Genomic DNA, 20353 nt, shown 5'->3' on the forward strand with positions numbered 1-20353 from the left:
TTATTCGCGGAATCTCAAAGAGACTGGCAATTCATTGCCGTCTCTTTCGCTTCTCTTCCTTCGCCCTTGTTGGAGTACCGCGGTGGCGTACCGGTGGCTTCAATCTGCTTGAGCGATCCATGCGAATCTGCAGCCTCTGTTATTTCGGCGAGGCAAGACGATCTTCAATAAAGTGGCTTCTTATTGCTCAATCAATGAAGAACTAAAACCCTATTATCTCGAAGCATTGCAATATTGGCTTTTAGAGACATTGATCTGCACGTGACAATGGTCGGGGCAACTTCGCCAAATAGCATTCTGACTTCCAGATCGATAAGGCAATTCAACGCATCGTCAAGACTTCTCGATTCAGAGGTGTCTCTTTCGAAGGCCACTGAATCTACGAGAATCTCCAACCATCTAACACGGGGCAAAGCGACACCAAAACACAACTCTAAGTCCCTCTCTTTGGCGTGGCAGTATCTGACGAGAAGGTTTGCTTTGTCACCGCCTTTGCAAGCTAAGTACCCATGATGATGTTAGCTATTACATTTGGACTTTCGATGGACTACGAAGTATTCCTGATCTCACGGGTAAAGGAAGCCTATCTCTCGGGTATGGATGCAGACGACGCCGTCGCAAGTGGCCTCTCGGCTACCGCTAGGGTTATTTCGTCTGCCGCCGCGATCATGATATCTGTTTTCTTTGCCTTTATTGGATCAACAGCGCCTGTCATCAAAATGCTCGGCCTTGGCCTTGGCGTTAGCGTATTGATAGACGCTACGATTATCCGCCTCACCTTAGTACCAGCAGTAATGACACTTCTAGGAAAGAGGGCATGGTACATGCCAAGGTGGCTCGATCGTATCGTCCCATCGATCTCTGTGGAATAGAGTTTTGTCCAGCCACTAATAACGGCTTCTCTGTTGAATCGAGGGTTCAATTCGAACGAGGCAACCCTCGAGTTACGAATGATGAAGCAATTGATCGTGCCACCTCAATCAAAGATGGCCATGAAGGACTCCATGGTTAATGAAGGCGATTTCATTAAGGTCGCAAAAGAGGTCGGCGCACAAGGTGGTGTTTTCAAAACGACCTCTGGTTTGATTGAAAGATTCAGTCACTCGCGAGTAACCGAGATCCCACTCACAGAATCATCAGTAGTCGGATTTGGAGTTGGAATTGGCGTAGAACCCTACGGTAAAAAGCCGATAGTGGCCTACTTCAGGTATAACTGTCTACGGTCGGAGTACCTCTGAAACTCAACCCTATAGGTAACTTCGATCAGACGAAGGTCGGAACGGGAAACAAAATGCAGTTAAACAGACCGATGGCCGAACCAAAAGTAGCTAAATATTCGACAGACAATCAACCCTTTATGAACCCAACTACAAAAAACTAGTATCTAGCTTCATCGAAAATCACCACGAAATCCACCAGCGATAAACAATGCTCACCATGTGCTAGAGGTCAGTAAAACACTCTATCGACTGCAAAAGAACCTTATCTATAGTTACCCAGCGCAGTTCTTCTGCTAATACACCTACCCAGCCAGTGCAACACTTCGTATGGAGTCTGCTGGCTGGTTGAGGTTGAGATTCGCTACTGAACCTAAGAAGGTAGCATCACCGAAGGAGAAGACTCCACCATCTGATGCAACTAGCCAGTAGCCTTTTCCATCTGGGGTTGAGGTGATCCCTACTATTGGTTTGTTGAGGGTCATGTTGCCGGTTGAACCGTAGAAGATAGCGTCACCGAAGGAGAAGACTCCTCCATCTGATGCGACTAGCCAGTAGCCCTTTCCATCTGGGGTTGAGGTGATCCCTACTATTGGTTTGTTGAGGGTCATGTTGCCAGTTGAACCGTAGAAGATAGCGTCACCAAATGAGAAGACTCCTCCATCTGATGCAACTAGCCAGTAGCCTTTGCCATCTGGAGTTGCTGTGATTCCTACTATTGGTTTGTTTAGAGTCATGTTGCCGGTTGAACCGTAGAAGGTAGCGTCTCCGAAGGAGAAGACTCCTCCATCAGATGCGACTAGCCAGTAGCCCTTTCCATCTGGGGTTGAGGTGATCCCTACTATTGGTTTGTTGAGGGTCATGTTGCCAGTTGAACCGTAGAAGGTAGCACCACCAAATGAGAAGACTCCTCCATCTGATGCAACTAGCCAGTAGCCTTTGCCATCTGGGGTTGAGGTGATTCCTACTATTGGCTTGTTGAGATGTGTATTAGCTAGAGAGCCATAGAAGTTTGCACTTCCATAGGTAAATACTCCACCGTCATTTGCAGCTATGTAGTATCCGGGGTTTGCTAGTACAGATGGGCTTTGGATAGGTGTTGCCGTGGTTGTTGAAACCTCATTTGAGGCTTTTGAGTTACCAGTTCCGTTTTTAGCTACTACGTCGAAGTAGTAAGTCGCAGATGGGTTGAGTCCTGTTACGGTACAGGTTGTCGTTGTAGTAGTTGTACAAACTGGAGATGTTGACTCTTTAGCAGGTGCTGTTCCTTCAAAGACTTGGTAGCTAGTAATTGCTGTTCCGCCATCACTAGATGGAGCTTCCCACGAAATCGTGATCGATGACGTTCCATTAGCGGTCGCATTTGGAATTAGTGGTTGACTCGGATAGTTGTTGGCAATCGTACTCACCTCACTAGATGGTACGGAATTCCCATAGGTAGCGCTATTTGCAACTACATAGAAGTAGTAGGTTGCACCTAGGGTACTTGGCGTAAAAGTACAAGATGTAGTTCTTGAATCTGCACACTTAATTGCGAATTTTAATTCATTGCCTGAAGTAGAACCTACATAAACCGAGTAGCTATCGGGGCTTTTGCCAAGTGCATTTGTAGATGGTGACCAAGAGAGATCTATCTTGTTTCCCGTTGGGATAGCTGTAAGGTTTTGTGGCTGAAATAGCGCAAGGGTTTGATCTTGATAGGAGCCAATTGAACAGTATGAAGCAGATGTCGTTCCATCTGTGACAATACGAGGGTTACCTACTTGATCTGTAGATGGGATGTTGATTCCAGGTTGACCCGTGACAAGGACAACGCTATTACCACCTGTACAGAGGAGGGAGGTCGATGGGATCACATCAAAGGCTGGAGATAGTGGTGCTATTGGGATTACTTGGGTGCTACCAACGGTGATAAGAGTTGGGAGGGTGATTGTGGTACTACTAAGTGAATGTTTTGATGAAGTTAGGCCACACGTTCCATCACTATCTAGGTTGTAGCCGGCATCGGTGATGGTGCCACCATTCACAGTACAGTTACCACCGGAGTTTTGATCGGCGATTATAGAGGCTGCGAGGGTAAGGGTACCGCCGCCGTTGTAGATGCCGCCGCCGTTGCCGTAGATGGCTGTGTTGCCGGAGATGGTGTCGTTGGTGGCGGTTAGAGTACCGCGGTTGTTGAAGATGCCGGCGCCTTGGCCGGCTGTGTTGCCTGAGATGGTGTCGTTGGTGGCGGTCAGGTTGCTGCTGTTGAAGATACCACCGCCGCTGGTGGCTGTGTTGCCTGAGATGGTGTCGTTGGTGGCGGTGAGGGTGGCGGTGAGGTTGCTGTTGTTGAAGATGCCGCCGCCGTCGCCGTTGGTGGCTTTGTTGCCTGATATGGTGTCGTTGGTGGCGGTGAGGGTGCCGGAGATGTTGAAGATACCACCGCCGTTGGGGGCTGCGTTGCCGGAGATGGTGTCGTTGGTGGCGGTGAGGGTGCCGGAGTTGTAGATGCCGCCGCCGTTGCCGGAGATGGCTGTGTTGCCGGAGATGGTGTCGTTGGTGGCGGTGAGGGTGCCGGAGTTGTAGATGCCGCCGCCGAAGTCGCCGGATGAGTTGCCTGAGATGGTGTCGTTGGTGGCGGTGAGGGTGGCGGTGAGGTTGCTGTTGTTGAAGATGCCGCCGCCGTCGCCGTTGGTGGCTTTGTTGCCTGATATGGTGTCGTTGGTGGCGGTCAGGTTGCTGTTGTTGAAGATACCGCCGCCGGCGCCGTTGCCGGCTGTGTTGCCTGAGATGGTGTCGTTGGTGGCGGTGAGGGTGCCGGAGTTGTTGATGCCGCCGCCGCCGCCGTAGATGGCTGTGTTGTTCGAGATGGTGTCGTTGGTGGCGGTGAGGTTGCTGTTGTTGAAGATGCCGCCGCCGTCGCCGTTGGTGGCTTTGTTGCCTGATATGGTGTCGTTGGTGGCGGTCAGGTTGCTGTTGTTGAAGATACCGCCGCCGGCGCCGTTGCCGGCTGTGTTGCCTGAGATGGTGTCGTTGGTGGCGGTGAGGGTGCCGGAGTTGTTGATGCCGCCGCCGCCGCCGTAGATGGCTGTGTTGTTCGAGATGGTGTCGTTGGTGGCGGTGAGGGTCCCGGAGTTGAAGATGCCGCCGCCTAAGCCGGCTGTGTTGCCGTACTGAATCGTCATTGCTGTGATGGTGGCTGTGATTCCTGAGCTTACTGTAAAGACTGATCCAGAGACCATGTTCGATGTTGAAGTTCCACCAACGAAGGTAGATGATGCACCTTGGCCAGTGATTGTTAGGTCTTTGTTGACAATCACTGTCTCTTGGAAGGGGCTAGTTGCAGTTGATGATCCAACGTTGATGGTGTCACCGCTTGATGCATTTGAGACTGCCTGACCAATAGTTTTACACGTGTTGCTATGAGTACCGCAAGTACTCGAATCTGTGCCACTTTGAGCGACGTAGAGGATTGGGGTTGCATTTGGGGTTGCAGTTACTTCATTTGAAGCAGCTGATGTATTTGAAGATGAATCTACTGCTTTGATGGTGAAGTAATAGGATTGCTTCGCTGTTAGTCCGGTTACTTGATAGCTAGTTGTGGCTTGCGATAACGGCGTCGTATTTACAGCCGTAGCTGACTCTCCGTTCGTTGAGGTACCTTCATAGACGTTGTATCCAGTGACAGTGGAACTTGCAGAACTACTCCAATTGAGGGTTACGGAAGTTGAGTTGTCTACAACTGGGGTTAACTGAACTGGTGCTTGAGGAGGATTAGTAGTAGTAGTAGGAGTAGCTGAAGCTGGCGTTATCCCTCCCGTAAAGAGTGGCAATATGCCAAGGCTAAGGATCGTAGCTGTGAGGATTGTAGTTAGTTTTACCAATCGATCTCTCATGGCAGATGAGATTCTTTTTCGGACAGAAAGCTGCGACACCTTGTAATGCTCCGTTTGTCTATATGTAACCCACAACCACTACACCCAAAGAGAAACAGGCTCTCTTTGGGTGTAGTGATCAAGTTGATAATTACGTGAAGAAAATTATTATTGCGACCAAAAAAATATATCAAACGTAAATTGACAGATAAGAGGTTTGGGGGAGAAATAGCAACAATTAGTTCAGATATACAGCGCTCAACCCAAAGTTAGCAGAATCCCAACGATGGGAAATGGTCGTTTAGCTCCACTTTCTAAAATTAGCGGAATTCGCATTCATTTCGAATCTCCACCATAGGTCATGGAATATGCCGATTCCTCGAAATGACCCTAACCTATAGTCGACGTTGTTACTTTCATTTTGATTATGACATAAGCGACGCATTCAGGAATTGCAAGCCTGAGACAGCGAATAATCGGAGGAAGGAGCATCTTCAAAAAAACCGGACAATCACTTAAAACTAAATTCAGGTGGGTTTTTTCTAACTAATGGCATCTACGGGGGCAAGTACGTCGCATCGATGACATCGGAGCGCATTAAATATCAGCCACCGCCGAGGAAAATCAACCACGGCGACCATGAAGTAAACCGAAATATCTTCAATAAGTTGAGATCTACATGATATCAAAAATGCAGATCGTACGACCTATAAAGGGTTAAACAGGGATAACTCTTCAAATCAATGCACTTGCCGCAAAACGCCACTCAAGCCGGCCCGAAAGAGAGTGGGCTGGGAAAAACCGCGGCTAGCGAAGTCATTAGAGACCACAGCCTCTAAAGCTTCAAAGTCACCGCCGACTACTATGCAAGATCCACCGAATCCGCCACCGACCATCCTTGCGCCTTCAGCGCCTGCCCTAAGCACACTTTCGACGATGAGATCGGTCTCGGCGCAGGAGACTTGAAATTGATCACGGAGCGATTCATGCGATTCAACTAGATAACTTGCACCGGTCTTCCCATCGTCAAAAGCCCTTGCCACACTTCGAACCCTTTCATTTTCAGATATAACGTGCATCGCACGCCTCCGTAGATCCAAATCCTCAAGGGATTGTGCCTCTTCGAGGGTCGCCTCTGAGATAAAGCGATGGTTCAGGGTTTTGGCAGCTAACTCACACTCGAGCCGCCGCTTGCCGTAACCCCCTGCACTTATTGAGTGGTGGACGTTCGAATCAACGACGATCAAGTCACTAAAGGGCATCTCACAGCTATGGTACTTCATGGTTGCAAAGTCAATTAGCGTAGCGCGATTAGGAGTTGCATACCCGATGGCAAAGTGATCGAGATAGCCAACGTTGGCTCCCGAATAGCTACTCTCGGCTCGATGGGCTAACTCGACAACTCTATCTCGAGGCAGATCGAGGCCATTGTGAAGGCTCAACCCGAAGATAACAGCTAGTAAGAGAGCAGCACTTGAAGATAGCCCCGATCCAAGAGGTAGATCAGACGATATAGCGATATCAGCACCCCGTAGGGCAAAACCCTCGTCTAGGAGGACCTTAACCGCACCTAGGAGATACCTCGACCAACCTTCGAAGGAGTCCATGCGAACTACATCGTCGAGGCCAACTTCTACCAGCGTTGATTGACTCTGAGATATCGCTCGAATCTTTGAACCTTGCGAACTCTTTGTGATCACCATAGATATACCGCGATCAATCGCGACGGGCAGTGCGAGGCCACCGTTATAGTCAGTGTGCTCTCCGATGTAATTGATCCGCCCTGGTGCTTCTACTACAATTTCGGGGCTGGATGAAAAGCTACTCCGCGCAAAGTCAATCGCATTAGCAGGATCAATCATTCACGGTGCTCCATCGCTCTCGGAGCAGAGTCGCCGCGCTCTCAGGGGCAACGTCTGAGATGAAAGCCCCTCCGGCAGACTCTGATCCTGCCAGAAACTTCAACTTATCCGCACTTCTGTGTGGTGGCGTGAACTCGACGTGCAGATGCGAAAAGTCGTTCCACCGCATATCACCGTCGGTCGGACTTTGATGGAACCCCATGATATAAGGTAGAGAGAATCCAAAGAGTAGATCGTAGTTCTTAGCTACACGCAGGAGTGCATCGGCAAAATCTTTCCGCACCTCATCTGACAAGGTCGCCAAGTTAGGTTCATGGTGTTTGGGGGCAACGTGGACTTCATAGGGGTACCTAGCCCAGAAAGGAACCCAAGCTACCACGAAGTTGTTTTGAAACACGATGCGGCTCCCATCGTGCAATTCACCTTGTATTGCATCGCACTCTACGCACCGATGGTTCTTTTCGAAGTAATCCTCCGCCGTCGTCAACTCTTTTAGCGGAACAGGAGGGATAAACGGGTAGCCATAGATCTGTCCATGTGGGTGAGATAAGGTGGTGCCAACCTCTTCGCCTTTATTCTCGAAGGGCATGACATAAGCTATATCATCCTCGGAACCAAGCACCTTCCAACGGTCAACCCATACGTCAACCAACATTCGAACCCTCGCTGACGTCAAATCAGAGAAGGTCAAATGGTGATCGTCTGAGTAGACGACAACTTCGCACCTACCATTGGCCGGAGCAACCGGATGAAATTGCGTAGACGATACACCTGGCTCCGGAGCCGTCGGTGAAAAGGCTGGGAAGCGATTATCAAAAGTTACAATCTCGAACGTCTCGCGATCGATCTCAGTCTTTCGCGCGCCACTCTTGGTAGGACACAAAGGACAAAAGTCGGCCTTTGGCTTGTAAGTTCGGTCTTGACGGTGGGTCGCAAATGTCACCCACTCATTTCTGGTAGGGTCAAAACGACGTTCAGTCACCGCTCTTACCAACCTCTAATCTCGTGTAAAACGTCATTCGCCTTCCATCAATTTTGAATGAGGTCTCACGCTTGATCAAAGATTCAATCCCACCCATTTCGATAACTTCCGTGGGTGGGGTCGCAGCTTTGCTACCTTCAGCTTGCTTTTCTGGCATTACTAAACTCCCGCTCATAGCCCAACTACCAACAACTTTTCGCTCTACTTGACCTAAATGGGGCAGCAATTCAATACTTAACTCGACAACTCCATACGTTCACCCTCGACCATCGCCACCGTAAGGTCCCCTACAGAGTCCGCAAGGGAGATCCGTGCCTCGTCTGAAATACCATCGTCAGTAATCAAAACGTCTGCGACAGATATGGGCGCAATCCTTGCCATTCCAATCTTTCTCCATTTAGTGTGATCAGCCAGGACAACGACTCGTCGAGCGTAGCGCAAAAGCGTCCTATTAGTCTGCGCCTCGGCAAGGTTAGGAGTAGTCAAACCTGCCTCTGGATCCATGCCGTGAACACCCAAAAACAGAACATCAACATAAAGTGACTCAATTGCGACGTCGGCGACTAGCCCAACGAGAGCACCCGATGGGGTAGGTACTCCGCCGGTCATTATCAACGGAAGCATTGGGAACTTGTCGTGCAACTCGACCCCAAGGCTGAGACTGTTGGTAACTACAGTCACATTTGGAACTGTCGGAAGCAACTTCGCAAGAGCCCAGGTCGTTGAACCCGCCGACACCGCAACTGAATTTCCCGGGGCGACGTACTTAATCGCCTCCCGTGCGATAGCCGCCTTTTCGGTGGCCATCTGCAATACTTTGACCTCAAAACCCGGCTCTTCGGCACTCTTATCCGATACCACGGCTCCACCGTGTACCTTCACAAGGAGACCAGACTCCTGCATGAGGTCCAAGTCTCTACGCACGGTCATCTCAGAGACACTGAAAAGGTCCGCGAGTTCTACGACACGAACCGAACCGCGATTACGCAGTTCTTCAAAGATTCGACTGCGCCTTTGACTAGGTATCATCAAACACACCTGCCAGAACTGCACGTAGAACCAAAACCATCTCAACCCCTACCTAGACGTCCTCTAGAACGAGGACATCGTACGGCTTCAAGCTAACACCTTCAGCGAGTTCCATTCCCGAAAGAAGATCCCTACATCTACGATTTAACGAAAATTCAACATGGCCGCCGTGGTTTATGACAAATGTGAATTCTCCGCGCTGAACGACCTCAACATTTTCGTTCGTAACGCCATCTCCGCCTTCGCCGAGCAACCTTTGAACCACTAGATCCAAGAAGTCGTCCTCAACCTCTGTCGATAAGTACAGCGCCCTACCGTTGCCAAATTGATTCTCAAAGAGAACACCACTCGTAGGGTCCCCAGGGATACTCTCGACATCTCCAAGCTGGACAGCTTTTGCTAACACACTCGCAGTAGTAGCTCTAACAATCTCACTCCAAATCGTTCCCCGCCGAACGACGGGGTTATTCGCGAAGGTAAATTCAAAACTTTCCCCTGGACGAAGGGGAGAAAACTCTTCCACAACAACACCAAATACATCTCTCAGGTAACCTGGATAGCCACCTAGAACGATGTGGTCGTTTTCGTCAACGATGCCCGAGAAATACGTTCCCAAGACAGAGCCTCCACCCTCGACGTAGCGCGCTATCCGTTCAGCAAAGTCATGAGAGCAAAGATACAAATTCGGAGCAACTATTGCTTTGTAACTGGAAAGGTCATCGCTAGGAGATACAAAGTCACAAGTTACACCTAAGCGTTGAAGAGATCCGTAGAACTTACGAATGGCCAGGAGGTAAAGTACGTGATCTGTTGGGTGACTATCGAGTTCAATTGCCCACCAATTGTTCCAATCGAATACAATCGCCACCTCAGCATTTACTTTGGCACGAACGACCGAAGAAAGTTTGGTGAGGTCTTCGCCGAGTTGGGTAACTTCTCTATAGATACGGCTATCTGGACCAGTGTGAGGCAACATCGCACTGTGGAACTTTTCTGCTCCCGCCTTTGCGGCTCGCCACTGAAAGAACATCACGCCATTTGCACCTCGTGCTACAGCTGACATACTCAACGCCCGCATCTGGCCAGGCTTCTTCACGCCATTTATTCCGCGCCAATTCACAGCACTTGGAGCCTGCTCCATCAAAATCCAAGGCTCACCCTCTGCTACGGATCGAGTTAGATCGTAACCCGCAGCGCAATCAACATGAACTTCTCCCGCGTGAGGATCGGGGTAGCTATCGAAAGAGACGAAGTCTCCCACGCCCCTCCACGCAAATTGATCAACTCCCTTGAAAAAGCCCATGTAGTTCGTAGTTATCGGCTTAGAAGAACGACGTCGAATGATCTCTGATTCCATCTCGTAGAGTTCTCTGATTGAGTCAGAAGCAAAACGGTAGTAGTCAAGCTGTTGCGTTGGATTCGCAAATGTCGGTGCTATTCGCGGAGGATTTACCTCGTCAAAGTTACCGTACAGTTGGCTCCAGAAGGCACTTCCCCAAGCGTGATTTAGTAGATCAATACTTCCGTAACGCTTCAAAAGCCAGGAGCGAAACTTTGCCTCGCAATTTTCGCAATAACACCTTGAGACGTGACAACCGTACTCATTACTAACATGCCACATCTTCAAACCCGGAAAGTCGCTATAGCGATCGACTAGACGTTCAACAAGTGACGAAGCTGCCGACCGAAAGCTCTGCGAATTGGGACAATACGACTGCCTAGCTCCAAAACTCAATCGCCGACCTTCATGGTCTACGGGTAGGACCGTGGGGTCTTTTTTGATCAACCACGCAGGGGGAGACGCGGTCGCCGTTGCTAAGTCAACGTAGACCCCACGGTCGTAGAGGAGCTGAAGTACTTCATCTAGCCAAGCAAAGTCAAAGCGGCCCTCTTCAGGCTCCAAGCGGGACCAAGAGAAGATACCCACCGAAACGAGGTTTACTCTTGCTCGCGCCATGAGTTCAACATCCTCAAGCCAGGTCTCTCGATCCCACTGCTCAGGGTTATAGTCTCCTCCAAAAAAGATTCCGTCATTCACCAAAGGATCTTTGACCCTACTCTTACTGCTCTCCATATCGATTATGCCTTTACGCTTCCTGAAGTTAGACCTGTCTGCCAAAAGCGTTGCAGTGATAGAAACGCAATGATCAGCGGAATCACCGATATCAGGGCGCCTATAACTACGTAAGCGATTAGCTGAGGAGCTTGCCCGTATTGGTTATCCCACGAATAGAGCCCAAGTGTCACCGGATATAGATTTTGGTTTGAGAGCATCACTAATGGCAAGAAGAAGTTATTCCAGATGGCCACAAATTGGAATAGGAAGATCGTTACCAGCGCGGGTGACATAATCTTGAGACCAATTGACCTAAAGATCTTAAATTCGCTCGCCCCGTCTATGCGTCCAGCATCTATCAATTCATCTGGGATAGATGCACCTGCATATACACGAGAGAGAAAAACGCCAAAGGGAGAGACGAACGCAGGAAGAAGCACAGACCAGTAGGTATCAGTCAAGTGCACCTTTGCCATCAACAGATATAGAGGAAGTGCCAACGCCGTGCCAGGTACTAGGACGCCTCCGAGTATCACCGAGAAGACCGCCTCTTTGCCGACGAAGTTATACTTCGATAGCGCATATCCAGCCATTGAAGCGATCAAGGTCGCGACTGTCGCACCGACGCCTGCATACAGCACTGTATTTAAAATCCAACGAACAAAGATTCCGTTGCTGTAGCTAAAGAGGCCCGAAAGATTCGAAAAAAATTGGAAGTGGCTAAACCAAAACCCCTGCGAGCCATAGAGGGTCGCCGGCCCCTTGGTAGACGATATGATTAACCAGTAGACAGGGACCAAAAAGTAGGTAGCCATCACGAAGAGGAAAGCCATAGAAATGATTGAGGTACGAGAGGTAAGCCTCTCTGCTCCGGTCGGGCCCTTCTTTCTAGTGGGCTTTTCGACGTCTAATATTGTCATAGCTCAACCTCACTAAATGCCCGCCTTTGAACGAGCTTCAGAAATCCAAACGAAAGAATAAAGGTGCCAAGTGCCAATATCACAGCTACAGCAGCAGCGGTATTGGGATCATTTTCCACAAATGCCTTGGTATAGGCGAGAAGATTAGGAGTAAATGATGACGAGATATTCGTCGTTACTGCGCGCAGCACTTGCGGCTCTGAGAAGAGCTGGAGGGTTCCAATGATCGAAAATACCGCTGTCAGAACTATCGAGGAAAAGATCAGGGGAAGTTTGATCCTAAGCGAAACCATTATCTCACTAGCACCATCGATCCGTGCCGCCTCGAAGAGACTTGGAGGAATTGCCTGCAGGCCGGCGTAGATAATCAACATGTTGTAGCCGGTGTACTCCCAGGTGATAATGTTTGCAATCGACCATAGGACACTGTGAATCCCCAAGAAGTTTTTCGTTCCAAAGCCTGCGCTTTTGAGGACCGAAACGATTGGACTAAGGCCGGGCAGATAGAGGAACGACCATAAGATCGCAGCGATTACACCTGGAACACCATATGGAAGGAAGAATGCGAGTCGAAAAAAGCGCTTGAGGCGAACCGTCGCTGAATCTAGAAGAAGTGCAAGCAGGGTTGCCAGCACAAGCATAATCGGCACTTGAACGATCCCAAAAAGGATAACTCTTCCAAGGCCTGAAAAAAAGCTGTGGTCATGAAGGACCGAAGAAAAGTTACTGAGTCCGACAAACTTCGTAACCGTGGAATTTGGACCTAGCCCCAATCCAGATACTTGACTGTGGTAAAGGCTTTGGTAGATCGCGTAACCGATCGGCAATAAGAAAAAGATCGCGAAAAGAACCATAAACGGCGTGAGGAACATCAAAGGTGCAACCTTGTTTCCCCTAGACCGCTTCATACGTTCCTTTCCCGCAACAGCCTTTCCTTGCTTTAAGTTCGCGGGTTCGCCTGCCCTTCCAGGAAGGTCTATTGTTGTCACTTGTATGCTCCCCCTCTAGCATTGAACGTGGCATGAAAAGCTCTCTGTCAAGGTTCAACCTTCCATGGGAGCTCAGGTAGCGGGTGGGGCCACCAGAGCTCCCGAAGGTCAACGCTCTAAGAGCCTGAGATCGTGGCGCCTATCCAGCCGCTACTGTAAATCCCTGCTGTTTCATAGTTGAAATCGTAGAGCTTTGCGTAGTGTTGACGGCATCTGCTAAGGTTCCAGACCCTGTGGTCGCCTTGGCAAAAGCGTCATTTAGCTGTGTAAAGGTCGTCGACATCACAGGACCCCAGAGGAAGCTTGTGTTGACTGCCTTCGAACCCTGAGAAAAGACCTGCCAGATGTTTTGACCACCGTAGAAGGCTACCGGCGTATTTGCCGCCGGCAATTTCTGGCCTGCGAGCGATGCAGGATAAAGACCACCAGTAGTAATCATGTTATTGATACTTCCGGAATTAGTATTCAGCCACTCTGCAAATTGAGCTGCTTGAGCTGGATACTTTGTATCTTTGAATACTGCGGTAGTAGAGCCACCCCAGTTACCGTCCACTGTCGTCGTTCCCCAGTTTGGCATCGGTGCAACTCGCCAATCGCCTGAAGTGGTTGCGGCATTAGTGGCAATTGTATTTTCGCCCCAGACCGCTGTTGGCCAAGTCAAAATCGTTCCGTCTGAAAGATCCTTATACCATCCGGTAGAAAAGTCAGGTTCGACCTTAACTAATCCCTGAGCGATCATGGTCTGCCAAAGATTCGCTACCTGCTGCGTCGCGGGATCAGCCATGTTGACCACCCATGAATTGCCTTGGGTATTGAACCACTTGGCTCCTGCCTGCCACGCGAGTGCAGAGAACCAAGCTGAGTCAGATGCCGGAAACGCCGCGATGTAGGCATTTGGATTTTGCTGATGAATCTTTTGTGCGTCAGTTAGATATTCGGCCCACGTCGTAGGTACAGTTAAGCCGTACTTGGTAAATAGATCTGCCCTGTAGAACAAGCCCATAGGACCGGTATCTTGAGGGATAGCGTAAACTCCACTACCTTGTGAAACTTGGTTCCACGTCCAAGGCACAAATTGGCTCTTAATGGAATTCGCTCCATATTGAGCCAAGTTCACGAGTCCACCCACATGCTCAAAGTTCGGAAGAATTGGATATTCAACCTGACCAAGGTCGGGTGCGTTACCGGCTTGCAAAGCGGAGAACATCTTCGCATATGTGCCAGCGGCGCCCGAAGTCACCTCGTCGAGCTTGACTTGAATGTTCGGATGTGAGCTATTCCACATGTTTACAGACGTCTGCAGACCGGGCACCCATGACCAGAAGGTCAAGTGCACTACACCAGCAGATGTAGTTGGTGCAGAGGTACTGCTACTTGATGCGGTTGAGCCGCAAGCGGCTGCCAATGTAGCCACTGACAAGCCTAAAGCTATGCCCTTACTACTGCGTTTGAAGAATCGTGAGATTGAGCCTTGATAGCCCATCTTGATTTCCCCCCTTTTACTTATCGCGATGCTAACCCCAGCATCGCAGCCCATTTAGAGCGTTGCCCCATTCGAAGTTAACACGTTGGAAAACAATTTGCAACGCAGAAGCAACAAATTTGTTACTTTTTCTAACATTTTCCCACATTTGCTCGAGGCTCCGCAACGTCTCATTGCCTCGCCAGCTGATCGCTGTATCTAGAAACACCACTACAAACGAGTATTTATGGGGAAATCGTCGGAAATGGATGCTCAATACTTCAATCACCCAGCTGAAAAATTTTTGGAAATGTCCATAATTCTCACAAAAAGTATCAAAGAGTAACATTTACTGATAGATTGAATTCAATTTCGCGCACACGAGGATCCACCTATGCCATCTGAGACGAAACCGGCCAACTTTCTTCTACCGATCGATTCCAATTCGGCCCAAGTCTTTGAATTAGGTTGGCAGTCCTGGAGCCCTTCGGCAAGCTACTCCACACTTTCAACTTCACCTAGGCCAAAACGAGAGATCTGGGAGACTATGGCCTTTCGCCCCGGATTTGTCGATCCTAGCGGGCCGGGAAGGTTCGTCTCAGACGGATGGCTTATTGTCGATCCAGGTGACGGTACGCCAATCCTTTCATTTGAAGGAGTTGACCTTCCGCGCTTGGTACCACACATCACCGCAACAGTAATAGAAGATAGTTCGGGCATTCCGCATGGTAACTTCACTGCACTTGGGCGTGAAATGAATACCATAGCCACCTCCTCAGCGCTTTTAGTGGAATCTACAAGTGCAATCGAAGTACGCGCTTGGCCAGCATTAACCTCAATTCCAAGTGTTTTAGATGCACTGTCACGCGACTACGCGCTGCGCCTTCAGGTTAACTTCAAATCCGCAATTGAGCCTGCTTGGTGTTCATGGTACTGCTATTGGACGAATGTGACGGCGGCAGATATCACCTCCGAGGCCGAAAAAATTGCCGCTCTCAAATTAAATGTAGATACCATTCAGATCGATGACGGATGGCAGATCGATCTCGGAACTTGGAGGCCCTCTAGCCGATTTGGGGACCTCGACGCCACGATAAAGACCGTAAAAGATATTGGGTACAACGTTGGAATCTGGGTAGCCCCATTTCTCATTGGGGAAAAATCTCAATCCGTGATTGACAATCCGTCCTTCATTGCACCAAACCAAAGTGCTGGCTACAACTGGCAACAAAGGCTCTTAGTTACCGATCTCAAAAACTCGAATGTGAGAAGCTCAATCTTCGATACGTTCAAGTACTTAGCCGATAAGGGGATTACCTACTTCAAACTCGACTACCTCTACGCTGGCTTAATTTCAGACGACCCAACAACAGAGCCTTATCGCGAAGTTCTCAGCGGAATCCGCGAAATCATTGGCAGTGAAGCGACACTAGTCGGCTGCGGAGCACCGATTCTTCCATCGGTCGGCCTATTCGACGCTATGAGGATTTCGCCCGACATCGCTCCGCATTGGAATCCCCCTCTTCAGGACGTTAGCCAGCCTGGAAGTCGGGCAGCGGTACTGAACGCTCGAAGCAGGGCTCCGCTCCATGGAAACCTATGGATCAACGACCACGACTGTGCGCTCACAAGGCCTTCAATCATGGCGCGGGAACTAATCGCTTCTGCAATGGAAGCAAATGGTGGCCTTAGAACCTTCTCTGATCCGATAGACACCCTCGACGAGTGGGCACTCTCTAGGTTGAAAGACCTACTTCAGACGTCGAGCCCTCGCAATACGGCTACGGCGACGACATTAGACATCTCAAACGCGGCCTACAACAGTTCAACTTCGACGATTGCCGATCACGAGAAGAACGTTTGACATCCCTAAGATGCAAATGAAATGCCCGCTAAATGACGAGGCGGGCATAACCTTCGTCGAAATAGAAGGTAATCGATGCGATTGAGTCAAAGAGGGAGTTCAAATTGACCACGAACAGAGAGACGTTCCACCCAACTGGAATTCAGTACCATCTCAAAAAGGGTGAAACCTCCGCGATAATTTCTTCCGTCGGGGCAACTCTTCGGTCATTTACATTCCAGAATGAAAGCTATGTAGAAGAGACTCCGATCGACGAGATGGTCTCAAAGGCCAGAGGTCAGATGCTCATTCCATGGGCAAATAGAGTCGCTGACGGCAGATACGACCACCAAGGAGTCTCGTATCAGTTACCGATCAATGAGATAGCGTTGAATAATTCAATTCACGGCCTTGTGCGATGGCAGGAGTTCGATCTTATCTCTCACAGTGTTGACACTCTCGCACTTCGCTATCTCCTAGTACCAAGTCCCGGATGGCCCTTCATTCTTGAGACGACGATCACCTTCGAGCTCAAAGATGCATTGCTACTTATATCGATAAACTTCGAAAATCGGGGAACCAACTCAGCTCCCCTTGTATTTGGATCGCACCCTTACTTAAAAATTCCAAATAGACCGGTTCAGGAGTGCTCTTTGTATATTCCAGCCAATCAACTATGGCTGGTGGACGAGAGAAAGAATCCAGTTGAGAAGGTATCGGTCGACGATTCCGCTTCACTCAAAGCACTCGTTGGACCCTCCGCCGACATCGTCGATCTCGACTTTAGATCTCCGCGAAGGATTGGGGAGACCTACCTTGACTATGCATTTACAGATCTCATCAACTCCAGCGGCCAGGCGCGGCAATCCACACCAGATCACGCAATGTTGGATTCATTCGATCGAGCCTACATAACTGATGGCACTCGCAAGTGCGGCATCTTTTACGATCAAAACTTCGACCATGTTCAGGCTTACTTTGACTCTTCAAACCCCTCAAATGCTTCGATTGCCCTTGAGCCTATGACCGGTCCACCTAACGCATTCAACCTCGAGCCTGATAGCCATTTGCTTGAACCATTTGAGACAAAAGATCTTCAATGGGGGATATTCATCGAATGACCAGCGACGACCTATCGAAACTTAGCCAAGAAATTGAGTTGCAGCTCTGACGTCGCCGTAACTCAAAATTACAAATTGGACCCAAATGGACACGAATCCATCTGAATTGAGTATCACAGGAAGTAGTTGTCCGTCCACACGCGAGACCAACACAAGAATGCCAGGAGGTAAAAATGGAGATCCTAATTACCGGCGGCGCCGGATATATCGGAAGCGTCATGACCGAGTACCTTGTCTCACAGGGCCACGACGTCGACGTTCTCGATAATCTTTCTCGTGGATATCGAGACGCCGTAGCCGTCAATGCGAACTTCATCGAAGGCGATATTTCCGACGCCCTCAACATATTCGATGAGGGGAAAAAATTCGATGGAATAATTCACCTCGCTGCACATTCGCGTGTCGAAGAGTCGGTTCAAAACCCAGCACTCTACTGGAAAAATAACGTAATCGGAACACAACGCCTCTTAGAGTTTGCTCGAATAAGGGAGATCCCACGTTTCGTCTTTGCCTCAACGGCGGCGGTATATGGGGTGTCAGCTGCTTCACCTATCACGGAAGATACTCCGCCATCACCGGCCAACACATATGGAATGACAAAGTTAACGATGGATATGGCGATTGAATCTTACGCCAAGGCGTACGGAATCACCGGTACCAGCCTTCGGTTCTTTAATGTCTCAGGCACCTTTAGAGGTCGAAGCGAACGACACCTCCCGGAGACTCACCTTATTCCGGTGGCGACAGCGCGAATCCAACGAAACGAAGCAGTTACCATCTTTGGCTCCGATTATCCCACCCGAGATGGAACTTGCGTAAGGGACTACATCCACGTTGTCGATCTAGCACGTGCCGCCGAGTTAGCGCTAGGGCGCTCAACGGATGGTTCGTACAAAGTATTTAATCTAGGAAATGGAAACGGTTACTCGAATTTAGAAGTGGTAAAGACTATTGGTGATCTACTGGGGGTAGCTCCACAGATTGAATTTGCCGACCGGAGGAGCGGTGACGCACCCGAGCTAGTCGCAAGTTCACTGCGGATCACAGAGGAGCTCGGTTGGACTCCTTCGATACCGGCCTTAATCGAAATCGTCAAAAGTTCACTCGAAGCATAGGATCGTCCACCTGAAGATTTCTACCTTCAATTTCAACGAATTGACACAATCGAACTTCAAGTGTGATCCAAGGCCGAAATTTGGCCCTGCGCTCGTCATACCCTGCTGGGCTCAACGATAAACCTTCCGTACTTCTAGAGCCATCAAAGAGTCGTTTTGATCTTCGGTAGCTACCTGCCCTTTTGACGACGAAACGAAATGCGCTATTTCATTACCAAATACGGATCTAGCCTCAAAATGATACGATTAGGGGAGAAATTAGCCCGAGGGGTCGTTGGCGTACGCCGCGACACGGCATATCTCCAATATTAAAAATTTTCAAGAAGGGGAAGATGATGATAACAAGAGACGCCATCTACGTCGATGGATCGTGGATTAAATCCACCTCAACATCGACTATCGAAGTAGTAAATTCCACGACCGAAGAGGTCATGGCGACGGTACCCGAAGGTACCGCCGAAGACGTCGCGACCGCTGTTCAGGCAGCCAAACGAGCATTCAATACGTGGTCAAAGGTGTCAGTTGAGGAGAGGTCTAAGTACTGCACCAGAATTGCTGAAGGACTTCAGGCTCGCCTCGACGAAATATCTACGATCGTCTCTCAAGAGGTCGGAATGGTCAAGAATCTAAGTTCTTTGATCCAAGTTGGCCTACCAATCAATTCTTTCAACACTGCTGCCGCGATCGCGTCAGATTTTGAATTCGAGGAGCGCTCGGGAAATTCAATCATCGTACGTGAGCCGATCGGTGTCGTCGGTTGTATCACGCCTTGGAACTATCCACTTCACCAAATTGCGGCCAAGGTTGCCTACGCGATCGCTGCTGGTTGCACTGTCGTGTTGAAGCCATCCGAAGTAGCACCCTTGAACGCCTTTCTTCTCGCGGAGATAATCGATGAAGTTGGACTGCCAGCTGGCGTCTTTAATCTCGTATGCGGGGTTGGACCAGTCGTTGGCGAGGCAATCGCCAAACACCCTGACGTTGACATGGTCTCTTTCACAGGCTCCACACGCGCGGGACGACGCATAGCCGAAATCTGCGGCTCGCGAATTGCAAAAGTCGCCCTCGAACTAGGCGGGAAGAGCGCAAATATTATTCTGGAGGACGCAGATCTCGATCGAGCTGTCGCAGATGGAGTGTCAAAGGCATTTCTAAACTCTGGGCAGACTTGCTCGGCGCTAACAAGAATGCTTGTTCATCGCAGCAAACTTACAGAGGCAGAGCAGATCGCCGCAAATGCAGCTGAAAAGATGACCGTTGGCGATCCATTTGCTAGGAGCTCGCGCCTTGGTCCCCTAGTATCACAGGCACAATGGGATAGGGTTCAGCGCTACATCTCAATCGGAATCGAGGAGGGCGCTACCTTGGTAACAGGCGGTTCTGGAAAACCCGAAGGGCTCGAAACTGGCTACTTCGTCAAACCAACGATCTTTTCGAATGTCACCTCAGATATGACCATCGCCAAGGAGGAGATCTTCGGCCCGGTTCTTGTGATCATGCCATTTGACTCCGAAGAAGAGGCTATTTCGATTGCAAACGACTCTGACTACGGTTTGGCGGGAGGAGTGTGGGCCTCGACTCAAGATCGAGCCAGGTCCATTGCGCGCGAGATTCGAACTGGTCAAGTGGAGATAAATGGAGGAGCTTTCAACCCCAACGCCCCCTTTGGCGGATATAAAAAATCTGGAATCGGTCGCGAGTTCGGCCACCATGGCTTTGAAGAGTTTCTCTTGGTCAAAGCTATACAAGAGTAGCCAACAAATACCTAAGCACATTTAATTTCAATTAATCGCGCCAAACAGACCGAGGCAGGTTCAAATTACCATTCCGCCTGCCTCGGACACTTTGGGTCGACTCACTTGCATCAGAAGGTTCAAATTATGCCAAGTCCACGCACATA

14 protein-coding genes and 1 pseudogene are annotated in these 20353 nt (G+C 49.6%); 6 read left to right on the forward strand and 9 right to left on the reverse strand.

The window, feature by feature from the left end; all coding sequences use genetic code 11:
- Positions 1 to 503 precede the first annotated feature (503 nt).
- Together ACIDITHRIX25_RS73790 and ACIDITHRIX25_RS73795 are read left to right on the forward strand one after the other, a co-directional pair.
- Positions 504 to 872, forward strand: a pseudogene (locus tag ACIDITHRIX25_RS73790) (MMPL family transporter); the annotation flags it as partial.
- Positions 873 to 1004: 132 nt separating this feature from the next.
- On the forward strand, positions 1005 to 1238 hold the full coding sequence (locus ACIDITHRIX25_RS73795) for a hypothetical protein (protein ID WP_201732703.1): 234 nt from the start codon (positions 1005 to 1007) through the stop codon (positions 1236 to 1238).
- 284 nt (positions 1239 to 1522) lie between these two features.
- Here ACIDITHRIX25_RS73795 and ACIDITHRIX25_RS73800 read toward each other — a convergent pair whose 3' ends face one another.
- The 9 genes from ACIDITHRIX25_RS73800 to ACIDITHRIX25_RS73840 form a co-directional block, all read right to left on the reverse strand.
- A complete protein-coding gene (locus ACIDITHRIX25_RS73800; protein WP_201732704.1) occupies positions 1523 to 5134 on the reverse strand; it encodes a beta strand repeat-containing protein in 3612 nt (1203 codons plus the stop codon).
- A 680-nt stretch (positions 5135 to 5814) separates the two neighbouring features.
- Complete coding sequence (locus ACIDITHRIX25_RS73805) at positions 5815 to 6936, reverse strand: galactokinase (RefSeq protein WP_201732705.1); 1122 nt, start codon at positions 6934 to 6936, stop codon at positions 5815 to 5817.
- Entirely contained in the window at positions 6929 to 7918 is a 990-nt protein-coding gene (gene galT, locus ACIDITHRIX25_RS73810; protein ID WP_201732706.1) for a galactose-1-phosphate uridylyltransferase, read from the reverse strand. The genes ACIDITHRIX25_RS73805 and galT overlap by 8 nt, the downstream gene beginning before the upstream one ends.
- A complete protein-coding gene (locus ACIDITHRIX25_RS73815) occupies positions 7911 to 8075 on the reverse strand; it encodes a hypothetical protein (protein ID WP_201732707.1) in 165 nt (54 codons plus the stop codon). The genes galT and ACIDITHRIX25_RS73815 overlap by 8 nt, the downstream gene beginning before the upstream one ends.
- Positions 8076 to 8152: 77 nt before the next feature.
- Positions 8153 to 8947 carry a DeoR/GlpR family DNA-binding transcription regulator gene (locus tag ACIDITHRIX25_RS73820; RefSeq protein ID WP_201732708.1) on the reverse strand — a complete coding sequence of 265 codons (795 nt, stop codon included), beginning with the start codon at positions 8945 to 8947 and terminating at the stop codon, positions 8153 to 8155.
- A 52-nt stretch (positions 8948 to 8999) separates the two neighbouring features.
- On the reverse strand, positions 9000 to 11021 hold the full coding sequence (locus ACIDITHRIX25_RS73825; protein ID WP_201732709.1) for a beta-galactosidase: 2022 nt from the start codon (positions 11019 to 11021) through the stop codon (positions 9000 to 9002).
- Between the two features lie 5 nt (positions 11022 to 11026).
- Positions 11027 to 11923: a carbohydrate ABC transporter permease gene (locus ACIDITHRIX25_RS73830; protein ID WP_201732710.1), complete on the reverse strand. Its 897-nt coding sequence runs from the start codon at positions 11921 to 11923 to the stop codon at positions 11027 to 11029.
- On the reverse strand, positions 11920 to 12912 hold the full coding sequence (locus ACIDITHRIX25_RS73835) for a carbohydrate ABC transporter permease (protein ID WP_201732711.1): 993 nt from the start codon (positions 12910 to 12912) through the stop codon (positions 11920 to 11922). Before ACIDITHRIX25_RS73835 ends, ACIDITHRIX25_RS73830 begins: the two co-directional genes overlap by 4 nt.
- Before the next feature lie 139 nt (positions 12913 to 13051).
- Entirely contained in the window at positions 13052 to 14326 is a 1275-nt protein-coding gene (locus ACIDITHRIX25_RS73840) for an ABC transporter substrate-binding protein (RefSeq protein WP_201732712.1), read from the reverse strand.
- Between the two features lie 442 nt (positions 14327 to 14768).
- Here ACIDITHRIX25_RS73840 and ACIDITHRIX25_RS73845 point away from each other — a divergent pair, with 442 nt between their 5' ends.
- The 4 genes from ACIDITHRIX25_RS73845 (at position 14769) to ACIDITHRIX25_RS73860 (ending at position 20207) form a co-directional block, all read left to right on the forward strand.
- Positions 14769 to 16238 (forward strand): glycoside hydrolase family 36 protein, encoded by a 1470-nt coding sequence (locus tag ACIDITHRIX25_RS73845; RefSeq protein ID WP_201732713.1) that lies wholly within the window; start codon positions 14769 to 14771, stop codon positions 16236 to 16238.
- 104 nt (positions 16239 to 16342) lie between these two features.
- The gene (locus tag ACIDITHRIX25_RS73850) at positions 16343 to 17338 is read left to right on the forward strand and encodes an aldose epimerase family protein (protein WP_201732714.1); all 996 of its coding nucleotides are present in this window, start codon (positions 16343 to 16345) and stop codon (positions 17336 to 17338) included.
- Between the two features lie 173 nt (positions 17339 to 17511).
- A complete protein-coding gene (galE, locus tag ACIDITHRIX25_RS73855) occupies positions 17512 to 18453 on the forward strand; it encodes a UDP-glucose 4-epimerase GalE (RefSeq protein WP_201732715.1) in 942 nt (313 codons plus the stop codon).
- A 335-nt stretch (positions 18454 to 18788) separates the two neighbouring features.
- Entirely contained in the window at positions 18789 to 20207 is a 1419-nt protein-coding gene (locus ACIDITHRIX25_RS73860; protein WP_201732961.1) for an aldehyde dehydrogenase family protein, read from the forward strand.
- Positions 20208 to 20353: the final 146 nt, after the last annotated feature.

It is taken from the genome of Acidithrix sp. C25, from assembly GCF_904848545.2.

Coding starts and splice junctions, on each gene's coding strand:
- ACIDITHRIX25_RS73805 (WP_201732705.1), bottom strand. CDS start 6,936: ATGATTGATCCTGCTAATGCGATTGACTTTGCGCGGAGTAGCTTTTCA.
- ACIDITHRIX25_RS73860 (WP_201732961.1), top strand. CDS start 18,789: ATGATAACAAGAGACGCCATCTACGTCGATGGATCGTGGATTAAATCC.
- ACIDITHRIX25_RS73820 (WP_201732708.1), bottom strand. CDS start 8,947: ATGATACCTAGTCAAAGGCGCAGTCGAATCTTTGAAGAACTGCGTAAT.
- ACIDITHRIX25_RS73795 (WP_201732703.1), top strand. CDS start 1,005: ATGGTTAATGAAGGCGATTTCATTAAGGTCGCAAAAGAGGTCGGCGCA.
- ACIDITHRIX25_RS73830 (WP_201732710.1), bottom strand. CDS start 11,923: ATGACAATATTAGACGTCGAAAAGCCCACTAGAAAGAAGGGCCCGACC.
- ACIDITHRIX25_RS73815 (WP_201732707.1), bottom strand. CDS start 8,075: ATGCCAGAAAAGCAAGCTGAAGGTAGCAAAGCTGCGACCCCACCCACG.
- galE (WP_201732715.1), top strand. CDS start 17,512: ATGGAGATCCTAATTACCGGCGGCGCCGGATATATCGGAAGCGTCATG.
- ACIDITHRIX25_RS73825 (WP_201732709.1), bottom strand. CDS start 11,021: ATGGAGAGCAGTAAGAGTAGGGTCAAAGATCCTTTGGTGAATGACGGA.
- ACIDITHRIX25_RS73845 (WP_201732713.1), top strand. CDS start 14,769: ATGCCATCTGAGACGAAACCGGCCAACTTTCTTCTACCGATCGATTCC.